Genomic DNA, 21,697 nt, shown 5'->3' with positions numbered 1-21,697 from the left:
GGCGCCCGCCGCCTGCGTTTTCGTTCGCAGGCGGCGGGTGCGCTTCGTTATGTCGTCAGTGGCTTTGTCGGGAAACGATCAGGCCGCGAGCACTTCCTTGCTGGCCTTCTTCGCGCCCATTTCGCCCAGCGCGCGCTTGTATTCAGTCGGGAACACCTTCACGAACTGACGGCGCGACGCATCCCAGTTTTCGAGCAGCGCCTTTGCGCGCGGCGAACCCGTGAACTGGAAGTGACGTTCGATGAGCCCCTTGAGCAGCGCTTCGTCGGTCTGGCCCGTGTGCCACAGCGCCTTGTCGACCGTGCGCTCCTGTTCGGCCTGTTGCAGCACCGGTTCGAGCGCGACCATCGACTTGTTGCACTTCGCGGCGAACGTGCCGTCCGGGTCGTACATGTAAGCGATGCCGCCCGACATGCCCGCCGCGAAGTTGCGGCCCGTCTCGCCGAGCACGATGACCGTGCCGCCCGTCATGTATTCGCAACCGTGGTCGCCCGTGCCTTCGACGACGGCCGTCGCGCCCGAGTTACGCACGCAGAAGCGCTCGCCCGCAACGCCGCGGAAGAACGATTCGCCTTCGATTGCGCCATACATCACCGTGTTGCCGATGATGATGTTCTCTTCGGACTTGCCGCGGAAATCGTTGGTCGGACGCACGATGATGCGGCCGCCCGACAGGCCCTTGCCGACGTAGTCGTTGCCGTCGCCGACGAGATCGAGCGTGATGCCCTTCGCGAGAAACGCGCCGAAGCTCTGGCCCGCCGTGCCCTTCAACTGGATGTGCACCGTGTCGTCGGGCAGGCCGTCGTGGCCGTACTTCTTCGCGATCGTGCCCGACAGCATCGCGCCGACCGTGCGGTTCACGTTGCGCACCGGCTGGATGAACGACACGTGCTCGCCCTTCTCGATCGCGGCCTTCGCCTTTTCGATCAGCGTGTGATCGAGCGCGCGGTCCAGACCGTGATCCTGCGATTCGACGTGCAGACGCGCGACGCTCGACGGCACGCTCGGCTGATAGAACACGCGCGAGAAGTCGAGACCCTTCGCCTTCCAGTGCTCGATGCCCTTCTTCATGTCGAGGAATTCGCTGTGGCCAATCAGGTCGTCGAACTTGCGCACGCCCAGTTGCGCCATGATTTCGCGCACTTCTTCGGCGATGAAGAAGAAGAAGTTCACGACGTGTTCCGGCTGGCCCTGGAATTTCGCGCGCAGTACGGGGTCTTGCGTCGCGACGCCGACCGGGCACGTGTTGAGATGGCACTTGCGCATCATGATGCAGCCTTCGACGACGAGCGGCGCCGTCGCGAAGCCAAATTCATCCGCGCCGAGCAGCGCGCCGATCACGACGTCGCGGCCCGTCTTCATCTGGCCGTCGGCCTGCACGCGGATACGGCCGCGCAACTGGTTCAGTACCAGCGTTTGCTGCGTTTCCGCGAGACCCAGTTCCCACGGCGTGCCTGCGTGCTTGATCGACGACAGCGGCGATGCGCCCGTGCCGCCATCGTGGCCCGCGATCACGACGTGATCGGCCTTCGCCTTCGCGACACCGGCAGCGACCGTGCCGACACCCACTTCCGAGACGAGCTTCACCGAAATGCTCGCCGACGAGTTCGCGTTCTTCAGATCGTGAATGAGTTGCGCGAGGTCTTCGATCGAGTAGATGTCGTGGTGCGGCGGCGGCGAAATGAGGCCGACGCCCGGCACCGAGTAACGCAGCTTGCCGATGTATTCCGACACCTTGTGGCCGGGCAACTGGCCGCCTTCGCCCGGCTTCGCGCCTTGCGCCATCTTGATCTGGATCTGGTCCGCCGACGCGAGGTATTCCGCCGTCACACCGAAGCGGCCCGACGCGACCTGCTTGATCTTCGAGCGCAGCGAATCGCCGTCCTTCAGCGGGATGTCGACGATCACCTCGTCGCCGAGGACGGTCTTCATCGTGTCGCCGTTCTTGATCGGGATGCCGCGCAGTTCGTTGCGATAGCGGTTTTCGTCCTCACCGCCTTCACCCGTGTTCGACTTGCCGCCGATACGGTTCATCGCGACAGCCAACGTCGCGTGCGCTTCCGTCGAGATCGAGCCGAGCGACATCGCGCCCGTTGCAAAGCGCTTGACGATTTCCTTCGCCGGTTCCACTTCGTCGAGCGGAATCGCCTTCGACGGATCGACCTTGAATTCGAACAGGCCGCGGAACGTCATGTGACGCTTCGTCTGGTCGTTGATCAGATGCGCGTATTCCTTGTACGTCTGATACGAGTTGCTGCGCGCCGAGTGTTGCAGCTTCGCGATCGCATCGGGCGTCCACATGTGGTCTTCGCCGCGCACGCGATACGCGTACTCGCCGCCCGCGTCGAGCATGTTCGCGAGAACGGGGCTCTCGCCGAACGCTTCGCGATGCAGGCGAATCGCTTCTTCAGCGACTTCGAAGAGGCCAATGCCGCCGACCTTCGACGCCGTGCCCTTGAAGTACTTGTTCACGAGATCTTCGGCGAGACCGACCGCTTCGAAAATCTGCGCGCCCGTGTACGACATGTACGTCGAAATGCCCATCTTCGACATGACCTTCTGCAGGCCCTTGCCGACTGCCTTCGTGAAGTTGTAGACGGCCTTTTCCGCCGACAGGTCGCCCTTCATGCCCGCCGCCATCTGCGCGAGCGTTTCCATCGCGAGATACGGATGCACGGCTTCCGCGCCGTAGCCCGCGAGCAGCGCGAAGTGGTGCGTCTCACGCGCCGAGCCCGTCTCGACGACGAGGCCCGTGCTCGTGCGCAGACCTTGCTGCACGAGGTGCGTATGAATGGCCGACGTGGCGAGCAGCGCCGGAATCGCGACGTTGTCGCGGTCCGTCTTGCGGTCCGACACGATCAGCATGTTGTAGCCGGACTTCACCGCATCGACGGCTTCCGCGCACAGCGATGCGAGGCGCGCCTCGATGCCTTCCTTGCCCCAGCCGACGGGATAGCAGATGTTCAGCTCGTACGAGCTGAACTTGCCGCCCGTGTACTGATCGATCGCGCGGATCTTCGCGATGTCCTTGAAGTCGAGCACAGGCTGCGATACTTCGAGGCGCATCGGCGGGTTGATGTTGTTCGTGTCGAGCAGGTTCGGCTTCGGACCGACGAACGACACCAGCGACATCACCATGTTTTCGCGGATCGGGTCGATCGGCGGGTTCGTCACCTGCGCGAACAGCTGCTTGAAGTAGTGATAGAGCGTCTTGTTCTTGTTGGACATGACGGCGAGCGGCGAGTCGTTGCCCATCGAGCCGACGGCTTCTTCGCCGGCTTGCGCCATCGGCGCCATGAGGAACTTGAGGTCCTCCTGCGTATATCCGAACGCCTGCTGGCGGTCGAGCAGCGCAGCCGCTTCACGGCGCTCCGTGACGACGTCTTCCGCGCTCGGCTCGATTTCGTCGAGCTTGATGCGCACGGCGTCGATCCAGCTCTTGTACGGCTTCGCGTTCGCGAGGTTGTCCTTCAGTTCCTTGTCGTCGATGATGCGGCCGTGCTCCATGTCGATCAGGAACATCTTGCCCGGCTGCAGGCGCCACTTCTTGACGATCTTCGATTCGGGAATCGGCAGCACGCCCGCTTCCGACGCCATGATCACGAGATCGTCGTCGGTGATGATGTAGCGCGCCGGACGCAGGCCGTTACGGTCGAGCGTCGCGCCGATCTGGCGGCCGTCGGTAAACGCGATCGCAGCGGGGCCGTCCCACGGCTCCATCATCGCGGCGTGGTATTCGTAGAAAGCGCGGCGGTTGTCGTCCATCAGCGTGTGCTGTTCCCACGCTTCCGGAATCATCATCATCACGGCATGCACGAGCGGGTAGCCCGCCATCACGAGCAGTTCGAGACAGTTGTCGAACGATGCCGTATCCGACTGGCCCGGATAGATCAGCGGCCACAGCTTCGGCAGGTCGTCGCCGAGCACGTGCGACGCGATCGCGCCCGTACGCGCGTTCAGCCAGTTGACGTTGCCCTTCACCGTGTTGATCTCGCCGTTGTGGGCGATCATCCGGTACGGGTGAGCCAGTTCCCACGCCGGGAACGTGTTCGTCGAGAAGCGCTGGTGCACGAGCGCGAGCGCCGACACGACGCGCTCGTCCTGCAGGTCGCGGTAGTACACGCCGACCTGGCCCGCCAGCAGCAGGCCCTTGTAGACAACCGTGCGCGCCGAGCACGACGGCACGAAGTATTCCTTGCCGTGCTTGAGCTTGAGCGCCTGGATGCGATGGCTCGCCGTCTTGCGGATCACGTACAGCTTCCGCTCGAGCGCGTCCGTCACCATGATGTCCTTGCCGCGGCCGATGAAGATCATGCGGATCAGCGGCTCGCTCGCCTTGACGGTCGGCGAAATCGGCATGTTGTGGTCGACGGGAACGTCGCGCCAGCCGAGCACGACCTGGCCTTCGGCCTTCACCGTGCGCTCCAGTTCCTGTTCGCACGCGAGACGCGATGCATGCTCCTTCGGCAGGAAGATCATGCCGACGCCGTATTCGCCAGCGGGCGGCAGCGTCACGCCCTGCTTCGCCATTTCCTCGCGGTAGAACGCATCCGGAATCTGGATCAGGATGCCCGCGCCGTCGCCCATCAGCGGATCGGCGCCGACGGCGCCCCGGTGATCGAGGTTCTCGAGAATCTTCAGGCCTTGCTGGATGATCTCGTGGCTCTTTTTGCCCTTGATATGCGCAACGAAGCCGACTCCGCATGCGTCGTGCTCGTTCTGCGGGTCGTAAAGACCCTGCGCGGCGGGAACCGTGGAAATCGGCTGCTGGTGGTCGTTCATGGGGACACCGTCTGTCAGGGGCCGTGGGGCCGTTAATCCATTTTCTTGTTGCCCGCAGTTTCAACTCAACTGCGCGGGCGGCCGCTTAGTCGTGTGACATGCGAGATATTGCACTTGCACATTCGGACGCCGGAAGTCGAAATATACGCGACGAATCAAAGGAATAGCAAACAAAATCTGATGTCCAGGCCCCTATTATCAATGTGGTGCATTTTTCTTAAAATTAATTGGTTCCACATCTAATAAGGGCAAAAGAAAACGGCATTCGCAGATGCCGTTCGCTCTCTCTTGGCGCCGACAAACCTTTGATCCACAAAGGCTTTATTGGGTTTGCGGCGTCTCGCGGACCTTGCGTGGCCGTCCTCGCGGCAGCGGCGACACGCGCCGGTTCGCCGCGCGCGCCGCCCACTCGCGATACGAGTCGCTGCCCAGCACCCACCCCTTCAGCGTGGCCTGCTGGAGCTGGCTCGCTTCGCGTTCGTCGAGCGGCTGCTCGCACAGTTCGCGGTAAGCGCGCTGCCGCTCGAACGGCGTATTCCCGAGCGACCAGTACAGCCGGTGGTCGGTGATGAGACTGTCTAAGGTCAGCCCGATGTGATGCCGATAACTGGACCATCGATAGTCTTCGGGCGTGCTCGCCAGCTGGTTGCGCACCGGCGACATTTCGACGACGCGGCTCGCGAGCAGGAAGTACTTCTCACCTTCGATGACCGTCGCGCGATAACGGCCTTCCCACAACGTGCCGCGTCGCGAGTAACGACGGTTGAAATGCGCGACATAGCGCCGGCCGACTGCCTGCATTGCTTTCGGCAAGCTTGATTCGTCGGTGGGCGTGACGAGCAGTTGCACCGCGCCTGGCATCAGCGCGTATGCATGAACGGACAGATGGTGATCGCGTGAAGCCGCCTTCAGGCAATCGATGAACAGTTCGTAATCCTGGTCGTCGACGAATGCGGGCTGCTGGTCGAGTCCGCGCAGGATCACGTGCTGCGGCTGGTCGGGGACATAAAGACGTGCAAGCCGTGCCATGCTGGATTATCCAAAGTCGCGTTGGTACATACCCGAAGGTCCGAAAAGCTGCGCCGGCGCGACCTTACGCGCCGTGCGGGTCTGCCGGAAACAGCATAAAGCCCAGGCAGAACGCTCTAACGGGCGCCATGGTTTGTTTGAAACGTTGTGGTCATAATTAGCGGGCCTTTTTTGGAGGAGCACAAATGAAATTAAAACAGGCCTTGGGAATCGCGACGCTTGCTTGCGTGACAACCGCAGCGCACGCGCAATCGGCCGGCAGTATCTACGTTACAACCGGGTGGTTCCATCTTGCGCCGCAGTCCAGCAGTCAGCCGTTGAGAGAGACAAACGTCGGCGGTTCGCCCGTCAACATCACGGTACCTAACTCTGGCGCCTCGGCTGGCGATGGCGACACCGTTGGTTTCACGGCCGGCTATTTCATTACCGACCACATCGCCACCCAGTTCGACATCGGCATTCCGCCGCAATTCGATCTGAAAGGCACAGGCGCATTTGCGCAGTACGGCAAGATCGGCTCGGCCAAACAGTGGAGTCCGACACTGCTGCTGAAGTACTACTTCAATCAGCCGCAAGCGAAGTTCCGCCCATATCTCGGCATCGGCGTGAGCCGCATCTGGTTCACCGACGAGCACATCACGAACGGCACCTTTCAGAACAACGTCCTGCATGGTCCGACCACCGTCACCACGGATAGTTCGTGGGAGCCCGTGTTTAATGCCGGCTTCACCTACGCGTTCACCGATCACTGGTTCGCCGGCTTCTCGATTTCGTACCTGCCGCTCAGCACGACTGCCAAGCTGAACACCACGGCAAGCACACCCGTCGGCCCGCTGACCGTGCAATCCGAAACGAAGATCCGCCTGAACCCGATCGTCACGTACGTGAACCTCGGATACCGCTTCTAACACAACAGCGTAGTCGAGATTTTCGGGCTTGAACAACGCCGTCACGTTAATCCGTGACGGCGTTTTGCTTTCAATCCCATCACGATACTCGTATGGACGTGCGTTCGTCTCCGGCGTATCGCGACATCGTTTCCGCCACTTGCGACCATGCCTGCTCGCGCGCGCGAGTCGTTGTAAATTTGACTGACGCGCAGGGCCTGCCGGCGCAATTTCTGCCGCATGCCGCGCGCATCATTCGACGCAAAGCGCGTCGTCGATGCATGTTATGGCGCAGGTTGTGAGTCTCGCGCCAGGCGGGCACCGAAGTTGCGTCAGAAGAGACTTCCCGCGCTGTGTTGCGGGCATGTTGAACCACCCTCATCGACGGAGCGACCATGACAGCACTACCTAATACGCGAGATGCCATCGGCGAATCCTGGACAACGACGGGGCGTCGTGCGCGCCGCATCGCGCGCCATAGCCGGCATGCCGCTGAAGACATTGCCAGTGAACTGCGCACACTGATGGCGGAACTCGAGAACTCGCTTGGCGACGGCACGCAGGCCGATGCCGCAGCCATCAGGACGCAATTACGCAAACGGCTTGACGATGCGCGCTCCCGCCTGAACGACACGCGCGACGTCATGCGCGACCGCGCGCAAGCAGCGTTTCACGATGCCGACGACTACGTGCACGAAAACCCATGGCGGACGATTGCGCTCGTCGGCGGCATCGCGCTGATCGCGGGCGCGCTCATCGCACGAGGCGGCATGCGTTGATGCGTTGATGCGTTGATGCGTTGATGCGTTGATGCGCTGATGCGCTGACTCAGCGAACCTGGCTGAACGGTCAGGCGACTGGATCGGCCGCACATCGGATCGCTGCAACGGCCACGACGCTGTGCACGGCTGCGCCCGTGCGCGCTTGTGCACAGCATGCGTGCGCATGTCGTTGCGATCCGTTGTGAGCTGTTGTGAACGCGCGTCCAAGCCGTCACACACGTGCGATGCACGTTGCACGGCGCGCGGTCTGTTTTGCGCGTGACGGTGAACGTGTGAGCGTTCTTCCGTCACCTTCGCGGCGAACACGTGCTGAGCATCGCGTGTCAAACGCGGCTCACGTATGGCATCAAGTACCGTCGACGACGAATAGCCGCTGGTATTCCTTCGACGCGTACCGGTCCGTCATGCCCGCGATGTAATGCGCGATCAGTCGCGGCTGCTTCGCTGCGTCCGCTGTCTGGTAATCGGGCGGCAACAGCCGAGGGTCGTCGATGAACGCATCGAACAGACCGATGATCACGCGCCGCGCCTTGCTCGCCATGCGCATCACCCGATAGTGCCGATAAAGGTTCTTGAACAGAAACTGCTTGAGCGCAGCGGCCTGCGCGGCGATGGCTGCGCTATGCGCGACAAGCGGCGGCGCACGTCGCACATCGTCAAGCGATGCCGGCGCATGGTGCGCGATATTGCGCGTCGTCGTGTCGATCAGATCGACGATCAGCGTGTTGATGATACGGCGCACCGTCTCGTGAATCAGCCTGCGCCCTTCGATGTGCGGATAGTCGCGGCGCGCCGCCTCGTCATGCGTGCGCCATAGCTCGACTTCGGTGAGCTGGTCGATGGTGAGCAATCCCGAGCGCAGACCGTCGTCCACGTCGTGATTGTTGTACGCGATTTCATCGGCGAGATTCGCGATCTGCGCTTCGATCGACGGTTGGCGTCCTTGCAGAAAACGCTCGCCCAGTTCACCTAGACGCCGCGCGTTTTCGCGCGAGCAATGCTTGAGAATGCCCTCGCGCGTTTCGAAGCACAGATTCAGGCCATCGAATGCGCCGTAGTGCTCTTCGAGATCGTCGACGACGGCAAGGCTCTGCAGATTGTGTTCGAAGCCGCCGTACTCGCGCATGCATTCGTTGAGCGCGTCCTGTCCCGCGTGGCCAAATGGCGTATGTCCGAGATCGTGCGCGAGCGAGATCGCTTCGACGAGATCCTCGTTCACGCGCAGATTGCGCGCGACGGAACGCGCGATCTGCGCAACTTCAAGACTGTGCGTGAGCCGCGTGCGAAACAGATCGCCCTCGTGGTTCACGAACACTTGCGTCTTGTATTCGAGCCGCCGGAAAGCCGTGGAGTGAACGATGCGATCGCGATCGCGCTGAAACTCGGTGCGCGCGCTTGGCGGCGGTTCGTAATGGCGCCGGCCGCGCGACTGAGAAGAGTGCGCGGCATACGGCGCAAGATGCGCTTCGAGCGCTGCGATGGTGGGCAACGACGTGGCGCCCGTGGCGGGCGCACACGAGACGTCGCGTGGTTCGATCAGATTGTCGCTGCGTATTTCACTCACCGATGTCTCCGAATCCGAAGCGACGCCCTTGTGCCGTTGCCCTGGCCGCGCGTCGCGTCAGGCGCCGACGTTGGCGTCGAGCGTCTGTAGCACGGCGTCGTCTGGTGCGCGCGTGATCAGTGTGTCGCCGAAACGCTTCAGCAGGATGAACTTGATTTCGCCCGCTTCTGCTTTCTTGTCGACGCGCATCAGGTCGACATAACGCGACGCGCCAAGCGCGGGTGCGCTGGTGGGAAGATGCGCAGCCCTGATGACGGCAACGAGTCGCTCGCGCGCGGCTTGGTCCAGATGGCCGAGCCGCACCGACAGATCGGCCGCCATCACCATCCCGCAGCCGACGGCTTCGCCGTGCAGCCATTCGCCGTAGCCGAGGCCCGCCTCGATCGCGTGACCGAACGTATGGCCGAAATTGAGGATCGCACGGAGACCGCCTTCGCGTTCGTCGGCAGCCACGACGGATGCCTTGATTTCGCACGAACGCTTGACGGCTTCCGCGAGCGCCTGCGGCTCGCAACGATTGAGCGCCTCGACGTTCGCCTCGATCCACTCGAAGAACGCTGCGTCGGCGATTGCGCCCGTCTTGATGACTTCCGCGATGCCGGCCGCCAGTTCGCGCGCGGGCAGCGTGCGCAGCGCGCCGATTTCGGCGATCACCGCTTGCGGCTGGTAGAACGCGCCGATCATGTTCTTGCCGAGCGGGTGATTGATGCCCGTCTTGCCGCCCACCGACGAATCGACCTGCGACAGCAGCGTAGTCGGCACCTGGATGAACGGCACGCCGCGCATGTAGCAGGCGGCGGCAAATCCCGTCATGTCGCCAATCACGCCGCCGCCGAGCGCGATCAGCGTGGTCTTGCGATCGGCGCGCGCGCCGAGCAGCGCGTCGAAAATCAGATTCAGCGTTTCCCAGTTCTTGTGCGCTTCGCCGTCGGGCAGCACGACCGTCGTCACGTCCTTGCCGAGCGGCGCGAGCGCCTTGCGCAACGCGTCGCCGTACAGCGGATCGACAGTCGTATTGGTGACGATGGTGACGGACGAGCCGCGAATATGCGGGGCGAACAGTTCGGTCTTGCCGATCAGATCGGCGCCGATGTGGATGGGGTAGGCGCGCTCGCCCAGTTCGACGTTGACGGTAATCATGGAGGTCATCTCGTCATTATGACGCAGGAGACTTGGCGACGCCCGCCATCTCGAGCTGCATCAGCACCATGTTGACGAGTCCGTTGACCGACGGACGGCCCGTTTCGATTACGAAATCGGCGCATTCGCGGTAGAGCGGGTCGCGGACTTCGTAGAGCGCTTCGAGGCGCCCTTTCGGGTCCTCGGTTTGCAAGAGCGGCCGGTTCTTGTCGCGGCGCGTGCGCAGCCACAGATCGTGCGGATTCGCGCGCAGATAGACGACGATGCCGTGCTGGCGCAGCGCTTCGCGGTTTTCAGGGCGCAGCACCGCGCCGCCGCCAGTCGCGAGGACGATGTTCTCGCGGCCGGTAAGCTCGGCGATCACTTGCGCCTCGCGGTCGCGAAAGCCCGCTTCGCCCTCCAGTTCGAAGATCACCGGGATGCGCGCGCCCGTGCGCGCCTCGATTTCGTGGTCGGAGTCGAAGAACGGGCGCTCCAGCCGGCGCGCCACGGCCCGGCCCACGGTGGTCTTGCCCGCCCCCATGAGCCCTACGAAAAAAACGTTGGCGTGTGCGTCCCGCGCTTGCAACTTGTCCTCTGGCTAGTCCGGTGTAGTTCGTGCGGCAGCTTACTGGCAAAGCGCCTGCCTTGTCGAGCCTGACGGCCCGCGCGCTGGCGCCCGTCCTGCGTTCGGCTCCCGCCCGTGGCGTCTTGCCCGGCGATTCGTCAATTCGTCTGCACAACCCTTGGCGTGATAAAAACGACGAGTTCGCTGGTCAGATCGCGATGAGCGCGGTGACGGAAAAATGCGCCCAGAAGCGGTATTTTGCCCAGGAGCGGCACGCGCGTCACATCATCGCGGTCGTCGGCCTCGTAGATTCCGCCGATCGACACCGTCCCGCCGTCCTCCACCTCGACGCGCGTCTGCACGTGCTTGGTGTTGATCGCGGGCCCGGACGCCGTCTGCTCGCCGACGCTGTCCTTCGCGACATCGAGATCCAGCACGACCCGGCCGTCAGGCGTGATTTGCGGCTCGACCTCCAGTTTGAGACTCGCACGGCGAAACTGCACGCCCGACACGCCTTGCCCGACTTTCGCCTGATAGGGCAGCTCGGTGCCCTGCTCGACGATCGCCTTCATCCTGTCCGCCGTCACCACGCGCGGGCTCGACACGATCTGGCCGCGCCCCTGCGCTTCGAGCGCGCTCAGCTCGATGTTCAGAAGCCGCGTCGCCTGCGCGGCAAAAAGCGTCAGGCCGGCCGTGGCGGCGTCGAAGCCCGAAATCGGCCGCGCCGACAGATCGAAGACCGCGCCATCCTTTCCGCCGACGAGGCCCGTCGCCTTCCCGTCCTCGCTCGCTGCTGCCATCGACAGCTTTACGCCAAGATTGCGCGAGAAGCCCTTCTCCGCTTCGACGATCCGGGCCTCGATCAGCACCTGGCGCGTCGGCCGGTCGAGCGACGCGATCAGTTCCGCGATCTGCGCGAGGCGCGCTTCGAGATCGGTGACGAACAGCAGATTGGTGCGCGTATCGGCCATCGCGGCGCCACGCTTCGACAGTACGCGTTGATTGCCCGATGCCGTCAGCAGCTTGCGCAGTTCGTCGGCGTGCGCGTAGTGCAGTTCGAACGTGCGGCTCGCGAGCGGTTCGAGTTCGGCTGCGCGCGCATGCGCCTCGAAACGCTGACGCTCGCGCGCGGTAAGCTCCGACAGCGGCGCGACCCAGATCACCTTGCCGCGCTGTTCCATCGCGAGGCCGTTGACGTCGAGCAGCGTATCGAACGCGGTGCGCCACGGCACGTTGTCCAGATGCAGCGTGACCGTGCCGCGCGCCTTTTCACTCGCGACGATGCTGAGGCCCGTGAATCGCGCGAATGCGCCGAGCACGGCGCCCAACTCGGCGTGCTGAAAGTGCAGCGTGATCGGCGTGTCGGCGGGAAGCGCAACGGACGCGCTCGTGCTCGTGCTCAGGCGAGCGGCGGGCGCAAGCGGGACGGGCGGACCTTCGAGCGCTTCATGCTGTGCTTCTTGCCGTGCTTCTTGCTGATATTGCCGCGATTCTTTCTGTGCCCCGCTTTCTGTCTTACGGCGAGGTTCGGCGTCATCGCGTTCGGCAGAAAGCGCCTGTTCGGACTCCTGCGGCGGAACCTTCGCATCGGCTGTCGATACGCCACCGTCATCCGCTGCATCGAGCACGAACGGATTCGCGACGTCCGTCGTAATCACGCGCGGCAACGGCGGCATGCCGGCCGGCGCGATCGCGTCGTCGAACGGCATGTTCGAGGGAAGGGGCGGCAACGCTGCGCGCGCCGCCATCGCGACGCAGGACACGCACGCGAGAAGCCAGCGTATGTTGTGCAGGCGCATCATTCGACGGCCTCCGCAAGCGTGAACGAATGCATGCTGCCGTCGCGCTTCGCAAACGTGAGTGCGTTGGCATCGACATGCGTGACACGCTCGTCGCCCCACTGCTGTCCGCTTTCGAGTATCTCTGCGCCATCGCCCGTTTCGATCAGCGCAAGCCCGCGCATGCGGTCGGCCAGCAGTCCGACGAGCCGCATCGATACCGGCGCGTCCTCGGATGCAGATGCGAACGTCGGTGGCTGGAACGGATCGTAGAACACGATTTCTTCGTCCGGATCGAATGCGTCGGGATCGTTGCGCACGCTTGAGCGCGCGGCGCTCGGCACGGGATGAATCGCGTTGAACGAATGCAACGTCGCGCTCACCGACAATGCGTCGCCCTGGCGCTTGAGCGTCAGTTCGTCGGGCACGACGAGCACGGGCAGGCTCGACAGGCCTTCGAGAAAATCGACGGCGTGATCGAAATCGGCCTGCGCTGTCACGTGCAGCGGACGCATCGCGTCGAGCCCGCTTCCCGCCACCGCGCCCGGCTCGATTTTCAGCAGCGTGACGTCGCTGCGCGCTGCGAGCTGGGAGATAACGCGCACGCCGTCTGCGGAGGTCCATCCCGCCGGCACATGCGCGACAGGCGCTGCACGGCGCAAGGCCGGCAGTTGCGCAACAGCGGCTTGCGCTTCGCTCAATTTTCGCTGTGCGGCCGACAAGGCATCGCTGCTCGTCTGCACGCCACTCATATCCGCAGCGGTCCACGCGTTCGCGCCAAGCGCGAACACGGCAACGGCAATCGCCAGCGCGACAAGGCAGCGCCGCCGCGCGCTCCATGCTTCGAGCGGCATGCGCAGGCGCTCGGCGATTGCGTCCCCGAACGGCACGCGCTTAAACGGCGCGCCGATGCGGCCGACCGTGGTTGTGTTCATTTCTCACCTCTCGTTTTCTGATGAACCGGCGCGGACGCTTTAGGCTTTTCAGGCGGCCCATCCCACTTCAGATTCGCCGTGAGTTCGATGGCAGCGGACGATTCCGTCGCACTTGCCGTGCGATGGAGATCGCTGAGACTGGCGTCCTTCACGCCCCTCAACGCGGCAAGCCGGTTCAGCCACGCCGACGCCGCCGCGTGATCCGTCGACACAGCAAGCATTTCCGTATCGCGCCCACGCTGCCTCAACTGCTTGACGACGACGGCTTCGGATGGCTCCCGACTCAACGCATCGAGCAGATCGAGCAAATGAACGAGCGGCTCGGAAAGCGTCGCGGCACGCTCGTTCTGCAAGCGCTCATTGCTGGCTTCGCCTGTCAGACGCGCGTGTTCGGCAAGCGGCGATGCAAGCGTCGCGAGCTTGCCGTCGAGCTCTGCACGCTGTCTGTCGATACGCGTTCGCTCGAATGCTTGCCAACTCACCAGCATCACCACGGCAAAGCATCCGCAAAGCGCTGCAGCCGTCCATTCGATATAGCGGCGCCGGCGCGCAAGCCGTGCATCGCGTTGCCGGTGCGGCAACAGGTTGAAGCCGCCGGCTTTGATCCGCGTCGCGCTCATTGTGCGATGCCGCGCAACGCAAGCCCGAACGCGACCGCCAAAGAAGGCTCGTGCAGCACGTCCGATAACGGGACCGCGTTACCGTCACCGAACGACGAACAATCGAACGGCAACACGGAGCAGCCCAGCACATCGCCGATGTCCGCAAGCGAAAAGCACACGCCTTCCAGCAAATCGATTTCGCCTCCGACCAGCGCGCATACATTCAGATTGTTTTCGGCGAGATCGCGCAACGCATCGGCGAGGCACGAATACTCGGGCGACGGATAGCGGATCTCCTCCGCGACGGTTTCACCGTCGATGCGCCAGCCGTAGACGCCGTCGCCGCCGATCCAGATCGCGGCGTACGGCGCGTTCAGTTCGAGTTCGAATGTCGCGGCATGACGCAGCGCGCGCAACGCCGCGTGCGGCTCCACGTCGACGGTGGTCAGCGTGATGTCCGCCATCGCCGCGCATTCGATGCGCGCTTCGAGGTGCTCGCGGGCCGTCGCCGCAACCGCAATTTCGCCGAGGCGCGGCGGCGTGTCCTCGACATACCAGTCGACGGCCAACGCGTGACGTTCGATGCCTGCGATCCGCTCGGCTTCCATCATCACGACGGGCTCGACGGCCGCACGACGATGCTGGCCATTCGCCTGGCCGGCAGGCAGATGCGCGGTGAACGTTGCTGAGCCGGGAATCGCCATCGCGCAGCGCAACGCCTGCGACGTGCAATGCTGCGGCACATGCCCGAGCACAGCGGCGAGCGTGCGCGCCACCGCATGACGGTCGACGATCTCCATGCCTGCCATCGCGCCTGGCGCAAGCGGCTCCGACGCCACGCACTCGATGCGCACGGGGCCGCCCTTTCGCCCGCTGCAACTCACCACCACGATCCTGACCGCTTGCGCACCTACATCGATGCCGACTGCGTGCCGCCGCATCGACATCCGTAACGAGTCTTTCAACGTCATACCTTCCCCCTCGGACACAAACCGACTCTGAAGGCCCGCGTCATTCGAATGACGCGGACAACGGGAAGGATTCTGCGCAGCGCGGCACATTAGCGAAATTCGGCCGAATGGCTAATGGTCCGGCAAGCGATATCCAGCGACAATCAAACGAACTACAGTGTTCTCATAGTCGTGCGGTTGCGGCGGCCGTAAGCACGCCGAAAGCTGCCAGGTCGGGCGGCTATAATCGCGGGACCGTTTTTTGGTGTTCATATGCAATCCACGACTCCTACGTCTCCGCCTCCGGCACCGCCGAAGCGCAAACGTCCTCTCTGGCTCAAGATCATCCTCGGGTTTGTCGGCCTGATCTTTGCCGGCATCGTCTGTGTCATGCTCGTGCTGGGCTATGCGCTGGTCGTCGCGACGCCCAATCTGCCGTCGCTCGAAGCGCTCACCGACTATCGCCCGAAAGTGCCGCTGCGCATCTACACCGCCGATCACGTGCTGATCGGCGAGTTCGGCGAGGAGCGGCGCGACATCGTGCACTTCCGCGACGTGCCGGACAATCTCAAGAAAGCCGTGCTCGCGATCGAGGACGCCCGCTTCTACGATCACGGCGGCGTCGACCTGACGGGCATCGCGCGCGCCGGCATTGTCGCGCTCACGAACGGTCACGCGACGCAGGGTGCGAGCACGATCACGATGCAGGTCGCGCGCAACTTCTTCCTTTCCAGCGAGAAGACCTACACGCGCAAGGTCTACGAGATGCTGCTCGCTTACAAGATCGAATCGAAGCTGAGCAAGGATCAGATTCTCGAGGTGTACATGAATCAGATCTATCTCGGCCAGCGCGCGTACGGTTTCGCGAGCGCCGCGCGCGTGTACTTCGGCAAGGACCTGAAAGACCTGTCGCTGGCCGAATGCGCGATGCTGGCCGGCCTGCCGAAAGCGCCGTCCGCGTACAACCCCGTCGTGAACCCGAAGCGCGCGAAAGTGCGTCAGGAATACATCCTTCAGCGAATGCTGGAGCTGGGCTACATCACGGAGAATCAGTACGAAATCGCGAGCCAGCAGCCGCTCGTCGTGAAGGGCGCGGGCAAGGAATTCAGCGTGCACGCGGAATACGTTGCGGAAATGGTGCGGCAGATGATGTACGCGCAGTACCGCGAAGAGGCGTACACGCGCGGGCTGAACGTCGTGACGACGATCGATTCCGCCGATCAGGACGCCGCCTATCACGCGCTGCGCAAAGGCCTGATGGACTACGAGCGCCGGCACGGCTATCGCGGACCGGAAGCGTTCATCGATCTGCCCGCCGATGCCGGCGAGCGCGAGCAGGCCATCGACGATGCGCTGCTCGAACATCCCGACAACGGCGAGATCATCGCGGCTGTAGTGACGTCGGCGAATCCGAAGCAGGTGCAGGCAACGCTGATCGACGGCAACGTCGTGACGATTCAGGGCGACGGGCTGCGCTACGCATCATTCGCGCTCAGTACGCGCGCGCAGCCGAACCAGCGCGTGAGGCCTGGCGCCATCATCCGTATCGCGAAGAACGACGACGGCAGCTGGTCGATCACGCAGTTGCCGCAGATCGAAGGCGCGTTCATCTCCGTCGTGCCGCAGGACGGCGCGATCCGCGCGCTCGTCGGCGGCTTCGACTTCAACAAGAACAAGTTCAATCACGTGACACAGGCATGGCGTCAGCCGGGTTCGAGCTTCAAGCCGTTTATCTACTCGGCGTCGCTCGAAAAAGGTCTTGGGCCCGCGACCGTCATCAACGATGCACCGCTCTTTTTCAGCGCCGCCGAAACGGGTGGCCAGGCGTGGGAGCCGAAGAACTACGGCGGCGGCTTCGACGGCCCGATGTCGATGCGCACTGCGCTGCAGAAATCGAAGAACCTCGTGTCGATCCGCATCCTCAATCACATCGGCACGAAGTACGCGCAGCAGTACATCACGCACTTTGGCTTCGACGCGGACCGTCATCCCGCCTATCTGCCGATGGCGCTCGGCGCGGGTCTCGTCACGCCGCTGCAGATGGCGGCCGGCTACTCGGTGTTCGCGAACGGCGGCTATCGCGTCAATCCGTATCTGATTGCGGAAGTCACCGATCAGCGCGGCGGCGTCGTCGCGCATGCGGAACCGCTCGTCGCGGGCAGCAACGCGCCGCACGCGATAGAGCCGCGCAACGCATACGTGATGAACAGCCTGTTGACGAGCGTCGCGCAGCGCGGCACGGGCGCGAAGTCGAACATGCTGAAACGCACCGACCTCGCCGGCAAGACGGGTACCACCAACGATTCGCGCGACGCGTGGTTCGCCGGCTATCAGCACGCGTTGTGCGCGATCGCGTGGATGGGCTACGACAATCCGCGTAGCCTGGGCGACAAGGAAACGGGCGGCGGGCTCGCGCTTCCCGTGTGGATCGACTACATGGGCCGCGCGCTGAAGGGCGTGCCCGAGTACAAGATGCCGATGCCGGAAGACGTGGTGATGCTCGGCGACGAACTCTATTTCGACGACTTCACGCCGGGCAACGGCTTCGTGTCGACTGTCGGGGTGACGCTGCCGCCGCCGGAAGCGAGCGGTGCGGCAAGCGCTGCGCCCGCTCAAGTGGGTGCGCAGGAAAAAGAGGACATCATGAACCTGTTCAAAGGTCACTAGGTCCGCTTACGGGTGATCGCTTGATCGCGTGAAAAAACGAAGCCGCCGCGTGCTGAACGCGGCGGCTTTTCACTTTCTGAAGACGCACATCGATCGGCATCGCGAGCGTCGAGGTGAAAACAAATGAGTTACGGCGCGATCCGGACCGGCTCGCCTGCCTGCTGCGTCGCGTATTCGGACAGCGCGGCGTAAAACTCGGTGCCGTTGCGCGTATCGCGCCACTCGCCGTCGACGTAACGGAAGTGGTACCCACCCGATTTCGCGGCGATCCAGATCTCCTGCATCGGCGGCTGAAGGTTCACGATGATCTTCGTGCCGCTCTCGAATTCGAGCGTCAATACGTTGCCGCTGCGCTCGAATTCGATGTCGGCGTCGGTATCGTCGAGCGCGCGCTCGACGGCCGCGAGCACGGCCTCGGCACGGGTCAGGTATTCACTGTCGGGCATGCTAAACTCCAGCGATTAATTGTTCAGGGACAGTCATGCGAGTCGTATTCCGGATGAGCGCAGCGGCAACTGATGTACTGGCGCCCCGCGGATGGCCCCGCGCGATTGTAGCGACTCTTGCTATTGTCGCAGGTGTCGCGCTCAACGGCTGCGGACAGCGTGGTTCGCTCTATCTGCCGAACGTTCCGCCTCTTCCGGCCAAACCGAACGAGCAGACCCAGTCGTCTCCCGATGCAATGAAACCCGGCGCCGAATCCGCTCGAGACTCCGTACCGGACACATCGGGCACGCCGCTGTCCTTGTCGCCCGATACCGAACTGCGCACCGCGCCTAATACGAATGCGCCCGCCCAGCCGACGTCGGATGCATCTGAAGCTCAATAAGACCGTCGCATGACTCAATCTGCCTTCGCCTATGTCGACGGCGTGCTGCACGCTGAAGGCGTGTCCGCCGTTTCGCTTGCCGAGCAATTCGGCACGCCGCTCTATGTCTACTCGCGCGCGGCGCTCAGCGCTGCGTGGCACGCCTACGCTGACGCGTGCGTCGGCCGGCGCGCCACTGTACACGTCGCCGTGAAGGCGAACAGCAACCTCGCCGTGCTCAATCTGTTCGCGCGCATGGGCGCGGGCTTCGACATCGTGTCGGGCGGCGAACTGGCGCGCGTGCTCGCAGCGGGCGGCAAGGCGGGAAACACCGTGTTTTCAGGCGTCGGCAAGAGCGTCGCGGAAATGCGCGAAGCGCTCGCGGCAGGCGTGAAGTGCTTCAACGTCGAGTCGATTCCCGAACTGGACCGCCTGAACGCCGTCGCGCGCGAATTGGGCAAGAAGGCGCCCGTGTCGCTGCGCGTGAATCCCGACGTCGACGCGAAGACGCATCCGTACATCTCGACGGGCCTCAAATCGAACAAGTTCGGCGTCGCGTTCGACGACGCGCGCGCCACGTATCGCGCGGCCGCCGCGATGAAGAACCTGGAAGTGGTCGGCATCGACTGCCATATCGGTTCGCAGATCACGGAAGTCGCGCCGTATCTCGATGCCGTCGACAAGCTGCTCGAACTCGTCGACCAGATCGAAGCGGACGGCGTGAAGATCCGGCATATCGACGTGGGCGGCGGACTCGGCATCACATACGACGACGAAACGCCGCCTGATATCGGCGACTTCGTGCGCACGCTGCTCGACCGGATCGACGCGCGCGGGCACGGTCATCGCGAAGTGTATTTCGAGCCGGGCCGCTCGCTCGTCGGCAATGCGGGTGTGCTGCTGACGCGCGTCGAGTTCCTGAAGCCGGGCGCCGAAAAGAACTTTGCGATCGTCGATGCGGCGATGAACGATCTCGCGCGTCCCGCGATGTACGAGGCTTATCACGCGATCGAACCCGTCGTGCAGCGTAACGGCGACAAGCATCTGTACGATGTCGTCGGTCCCGTGTGCGAAAGCGGCGACTGGCTCGGACGCGAGCGGGAACTGGCCGTCGAACCCGGCGATCTGCTGGCGATCCGTTCGGCAGGCGCCTATGGCTTTACGATGAGCTCGAACTACAACACGCGCGCGCGCGCCGCCGAAGTGATGGTCGATGGCGACAAGGCCTACGTCGTGCGCCGGCGCGAAGAAGTGAAGGAACTATTCGCGGGCGAATCGGTTCTGCCGGATCGAAGCTGAACACTTCGAACGCTCGAAGCAAAAAGGCGATGCGCCGGGAACGCATCGCCTTTTTTGTTGCTCTCTGCAGCCTCCCGCGAAGAGCTAGCTTCTCGCCCGTTGCCTGATTCTGTCGCGTGCCCACGCAAGCAGTCGCCAGCCGAGCAACGCAATCACGATAGCCCCGTAAATCTTCGGCAAGATCAGATCGTGCTTGCCCGCTTTCATCCACCAGAAATGCAGGATCGCGAGCGCGGCAATCAGATAGATCGCGCGATGCAGCGTCTGCCAGCGTCTGCCGAGCTTGCGCACCATCGCTTTCGGTGACGTGACGGCGAGCGGAATCAGCAGCACGAACGCCGCGAAGCCGACCGTGATGAACGGCCGCTTGCCGATGTCCTTCACGATCTCCGCGAGATCGAACCATTTGTCGAACCAGAAATACGTCGTGAAGTGCAGCGCCGCGTAAAAGAACGCGTAAAGCCCCACCATCCGGCGAAAGCGCAGCAGCGCATTCCAGCCGGTGAGCTTGCGCAGCGGCGTCACGGCAAGCGTGATGCAGATGAACACCAGCGTCCATAATCCCGTCGAGCGCGTGATGAACTCGATCGGATTCGCGCCGAGCCGGTCTGTGAAACCGAACAGCACGATGCGCGCAAACGGATACAGCGCTGCGACGAACACGGCGATCTTCGCCGCCGCGAGCCAGCGGCCAGCGCCGGCAGTGGTTGTTGCCTTGCGCGAAGGCGCCGTGTGTTTCGAAGCGCTCGCCGCCGTCCGCGCGCCACTGCCTGCCGTCACGGCCGGCGTCGTCTCAGTTCCCATGCGCGCCGCCATCAGAAGTTCTTCTTCAGGTCCATGCCCTGATACATCGACGCGACCAGATCGCCATAGCCGTTGAAGACCAGCGTCTTGCGCTTCGGCGTGAAGAACCCGTCTTCACCGATGCGCCGCTCGGTCGCCTGGCTCCAGCGCGGATGATCGACATTCGGGTTCACGTTCGAGTAGAAGCCGTATTCGTTCGGCGCGTAGGTGTTCCAGCTCGTCGGCGGCTGCTTGTCGACGAAGCGGATCTTGACCAGCGATTTCGCGCTCTTGAAGCCGTACTTCCACGGCACGACGACGCGCACGGGCGCGCCATTCTGATTCGGCAGCACCTGGCCGTAGACGCCCATTGTCAGCAGCGTAAGCGGATTCATCGCTTCGTCCATCCGCAGGCCTTCCGAGTACGGCCAGTCGAGAATCGGCGTGGACAGGCCCGGCATCTGCGACTGATCGGCGAGCGTGATGAACTGCACGTACTTCGCGTTCGCAGTCGGCTGCGCACGCCTGATCACTTCCGATAACGGAATGCCGATCCACGGAATCACCATCGACCAGCCTTCGACGCAGCGCAGCCGGTACACGCGCTCCTCGAGCGGCGCGAGCTTCAGCAGCTCGTCGATGTCGTAGACCTTTGCGTTCTTCACCTCGCCTTCGACGCTCACCTTCCACGGATGCGGCCGCAGCGTGCCCGCGTTGTGCGACGGATCGCTCTTGTCGGTGCCGAACTCGTAGTAGTTGTTGTACGTGGTGATGTCCTTGAACGGCGTGACCTTGTCGGCGACGACGAACTTCGGATTTGTCTTCGCGCCGAGCTTCTGCGCTTTCGCGTCGGACGACGAATACTCCGCAAACGCCTCGCCATGCACGCCGATCAGGCTGCCGAGCGCCGCCGCGCCCGCTGCCTGCAAGACCCGCCGGCGATTCTCGAACACGCGCTGCGGCGTGATTTCGCTGCGCGCGATGTCGTCGCCGTAGAGGCGGCTCCGCTCGCTTCGCTTGATCCACATGCTGAAACTCCTTGCCGGGCGCTCTGGCCCGGGTGATATCCGTTCGACCGCCTTTCATTCGACCCGCTCATTGCGGTCACCGTTCGTGTTAACACACGCGGCGCGCAATCCTTCCA

At 63.4% G+C, this 21,697-nt stretch carries 17 protein-coding genes; 5 read left to right on the top strand and 12 right to left on the bottom strand.

Going from position 1 to position 21,697, the window contains the following annotated elements; all coding sequences use genetic code 11:
- Window positions 1-78: 78 nt before the first annotated feature.
- Window positions 79-4,782 (bottom strand): glutamate synthase-related protein, encoded by a 4,704-nt coding sequence (locus tag BMW76_RS29790; RefSeq protein WP_090871766.1) that lies wholly within the window; start codon window positions 4,780-4,782, stop codon window positions 79-81.
- Between the two features lie 321 nt (window positions 4,783-5,103).
- On the bottom strand, window positions 5,104-5,811 hold the full coding sequence (locus BMW76_RS29785) for a transposase (RefSeq protein ID WP_090871764.1): 708 nt from the start codon (window positions 5,809-5,811) through the stop codon (window positions 5,104-5,106).
- A gap of 185 nt (window positions 5,812-5,996) precedes the next feature.
- Here BMW76_RS29785 and BMW76_RS29780 point away from each other — a divergent pair, with 185 nt between their 5' ends.
- Entirely contained in the window at window positions 5,997-6,719 is a 723-nt protein-coding gene (locus tag BMW76_RS29780; protein ID WP_090871762.1) for an OmpW/AlkL family protein, read from the top strand.
- Between the two features lie 374 nt (window positions 6,720-7,093).
- Window positions 7,094-7,477 (top strand): DUF883 family protein, encoded by a 384-nt coding sequence (locus tag BMW76_RS29775; RefSeq protein WP_090871760.1) that lies wholly within the window; start codon window positions 7,094-7,096, stop codon window positions 7,475-7,477.
- Window positions 7,478-7,826: 349 nt separating this feature from the next.
- Here the strand turns inward: BMW76_RS29775 and BMW76_RS29770 are convergent, their stop codons facing one another.
- From BMW76_RS29770 to pilM, 7 genes are all read right to left on the bottom strand, one after another.
- The gene (locus BMW76_RS29770; RefSeq protein ID WP_090871758.1) at window positions 7,827-9,044 is read right to left on the bottom strand and encodes a deoxyguanosinetriphosphate triphosphohydrolase; all 1,218 of its coding nucleotides are present in this window, start codon (window positions 9,042-9,044) and stop codon (window positions 7,827-7,829) included.
- A 57-nt stretch (window positions 9,045-9,101) separates the two neighbouring features.
- Complete coding sequence (gene aroB / locus BMW76_RS29765) at window positions 9,102-10,184, bottom strand: 3-dehydroquinate synthase family protein (RefSeq protein WP_456090134.1); 1,083 nt, start codon at window positions 10,182-10,184, stop codon at window positions 9,102-9,104.
- A 16-nt stretch (window positions 10,185-10,200) separates the two neighbouring features.
- On the bottom strand, window positions 10,201-10,752 hold the full coding sequence (locus tag BMW76_RS29760; protein WP_090871754.1) for a shikimate kinase: 552 nt from the start codon (window positions 10,750-10,752) through the stop codon (window positions 10,201-10,203).
- 137 nt (window positions 10,753-10,889) lie between these two features.
- A complete protein-coding gene (locus BMW76_RS29755) occupies window positions 10,890-12,533 on the bottom strand; it encodes a type IV pilus secretin PilQ (protein ID WP_090871752.1) in 1,644 nt (547 codons plus the stop codon).
- On the bottom strand, window positions 12,530-13,444 hold the full coding sequence (locus BMW76_RS29750; protein ID WP_090871749.1) for a hypothetical protein: 915 nt from the start codon (window positions 13,442-13,444) through the stop codon (window positions 12,530-12,532). Before BMW76_RS29750 ends, BMW76_RS29755 begins: the two co-directional genes overlap by 4 nt.
- Complete coding sequence (locus BMW76_RS29745) at window positions 13,441-14,064, bottom strand: fimbrial assembly protein (protein WP_090871747.1); 624 nt, start codon at window positions 14,062-14,064, stop codon at window positions 13,441-13,443. The genes BMW76_RS29750 and BMW76_RS29745 overlap by 4 nt, the downstream gene beginning before the upstream one ends.
- Window positions 14,061-15,017 carry a pilus assembly protein PilM gene (pilM, locus tag BMW76_RS29740; protein ID WP_090871746.1) on the bottom strand — a complete coding sequence of 319 codons (957 nt, stop codon included), beginning with the start codon at window positions 15,015-15,017 and terminating at the stop codon, window positions 14,061-14,063. Before pilM ends, BMW76_RS29745 begins: the two co-directional genes overlap by 4 nt.
- 252 nt (window positions 15,018-15,269) lie before the next feature.
- On the opposite strand from pilM, the gene BMW76_RS29735 reads away from it, so the two are divergent.
- A complete protein-coding gene (locus tag BMW76_RS29735) occupies window positions 15,270-17,663 on the top strand; it encodes a penicillin-binding protein 1A (protein ID WP_090871744.1) in 2,394 nt (797 codons plus the stop codon).
- 128 nt (window positions 17,664-17,791) lie between these two features.
- Here the strand turns inward: BMW76_RS29735 and cyaY are convergent, their stop codons facing one another.
- On the bottom strand, window positions 17,792-18,109 hold the full coding sequence (gene cyaY, locus BMW76_RS29730) for an iron donor protein CyaY (protein WP_090871741.1): 318 nt from the start codon (window positions 18,107-18,109) through the stop codon (window positions 17,792-17,794).
- Window positions 18,110-18,144: 35 nt separating this feature from the next.
- Here cyaY and lptM point away from each other — a divergent pair, with 35 nt between their 5' ends.
- Window positions 18,145-18,492, top strand: a complete 348-nt coding sequence (gene lptM, locus BMW76_RS42065; RefSeq protein WP_090871740.1) for an LPS translocon maturation chaperone LptM — start codon at window positions 18,145-18,147, stop codon at window positions 18,490-18,492.
- A gap of 9 nt (window positions 18,493-18,501) precedes the next feature.
- Window positions 18,502-19,770 carry a diaminopimelate decarboxylase gene (lysA, locus tag BMW76_RS29720; RefSeq protein ID WP_090871738.1) on the top strand — a complete coding sequence of 423 codons (1,269 nt, stop codon included), beginning with the start codon at window positions 18,502-18,504 and terminating at the stop codon, window positions 19,768-19,770.
- 84 nt (window positions 19,771-19,854) lie between these two features.
- On the opposite strand, the gene msrQ is transcribed toward lysA, so the two are convergent.
- Entirely contained in the window at window positions 19,855-20,574 is a 720-nt protein-coding gene (gene msrQ, locus BMW76_RS29715; RefSeq protein ID WP_245763428.1) for a protein-methionine-sulfoxide reductase heme-binding subunit MsrQ, read from the bottom strand.
- A gap of 11 nt (window positions 20,575-20,585) precedes the next feature.
- The gene (msrP, locus tag BMW76_RS29710) at window positions 20,586-21,581 is read right to left on the bottom strand and encodes a protein-methionine-sulfoxide reductase catalytic subunit MsrP (RefSeq protein WP_090871734.1); all 996 of its coding nucleotides are present in this window, start codon (window positions 21,579-21,581) and stop codon (window positions 20,586-20,588) included.
- Window positions 21,582-21,697 lie beyond the last annotated feature (116 nt).

This window comes from Paraburkholderia diazotrophica, assembly GCF_900108945.1.
GTDB classification, from domain to species: domain Bacteria; phylum Pseudomonadota; class Gammaproteobacteria; order Burkholderiales; family Burkholderiaceae; genus Paraburkholderia; species Paraburkholderia diazotrophica.
Note: the sequence above shows the minus strand (reverse complement) of the source record. Positions and strands in the feature narration are given on the sequence as shown.

Excerpts from the sequence above, each read along its gene's own strand:
- BMW76_RS29755 (WP_090871752.1), bottom strand. The coding sequence starts at position 12,533 with ATGATGCGCCTGCACAACATACGCTGGCTTCTCGCGTGCGTGTCCTGC.
- BMW76_RS29750 (WP_090871749.1), bottom strand. The coding sequence starts at position 13,444 with ATGAACACAACCACGGTCGGCCGCATCGGCGCGCCGTTTAAGCGCGTG.
- cyaY (WP_090871741.1), bottom strand. The coding sequence starts at position 18,109 with ATGCCCGACAGTGAATACCTGACCCGTGCCGAGGCCGTGCTCGCGGCC.
- BMW76_RS29745 (WP_090871747.1), bottom strand. The coding sequence starts at position 14,064 with ATGAGCGCGACGCGGATCAAAGCCGGCGGCTTCAACCTGTTGCCGCAC.
- lysA (WP_090871738.1), top strand. The coding sequence starts at position 18,502 with ATGACTCAATCTGCCTTCGCCTATGTCGACGGCGTGCTGCACGCTGAA.
- msrQ (WP_245763428.1), bottom strand. The coding sequence starts at position 20,574 with ATGGGAACTGAGACGACGCCGGCCGTGACGGCAGGCAGTGGCGCGCGG.
- BMW76_RS29785 (WP_090871764.1), bottom strand. The coding sequence starts at position 5,811 with ATGGCACGGCTTGCACGTCTTTATGTCCCCGACCAGCCGCAGCACGTG.
- BMW76_RS29775 (WP_090871760.1), top strand. The coding sequence starts at position 7,094 with ATGACAGCACTACCTAATACGCGAGATGCCATCGGCGAATCCTGGACA.
- pilM (WP_090871746.1), bottom strand. The coding sequence starts at position 15,017 with ATGACGTTGAAAGACTCGTTACGGATGTCGATGCGGCGGCACGCAGTC.
- BMW76_RS29735 (WP_090871744.1), top strand. The coding sequence starts at position 15,270 with ATGCAATCCACGACTCCTACGTCTCCGCCTCCGGCACCGCCGAAGCGC.
- BMW76_RS29790 (WP_090871766.1), bottom strand. The coding sequence starts at position 4,782 with ATGAACGACCACCAGCAGCCGATTTCCACGGTTCCCGCCGCGCAGGGT.
- lptM (WP_090871740.1), top strand. The coding sequence starts at position 18,145 with ATGCGAGTCGTATTCCGGATGAGCGCAGCGGCAACTGATGTACTGGCG.
- msrP (WP_090871734.1), bottom strand. The coding sequence starts at position 21,581 with ATGTGGATCAAGCGAAGCGAGCGGAGCCGCCTCTACGGCGACGACATC.
- BMW76_RS29780 (WP_090871762.1), top strand. The coding sequence starts at position 5,997 with ATGAAATTAAAACAGGCCTTGGGAATCGCGACGCTTGCTTGCGTGACA.
- aroB (WP_456090134.1), bottom strand. The coding sequence starts at position 10,184 with ATGATTACCGTCAACGTCGAACTGGGCGAGCGCGCCTACCCCATCCAC.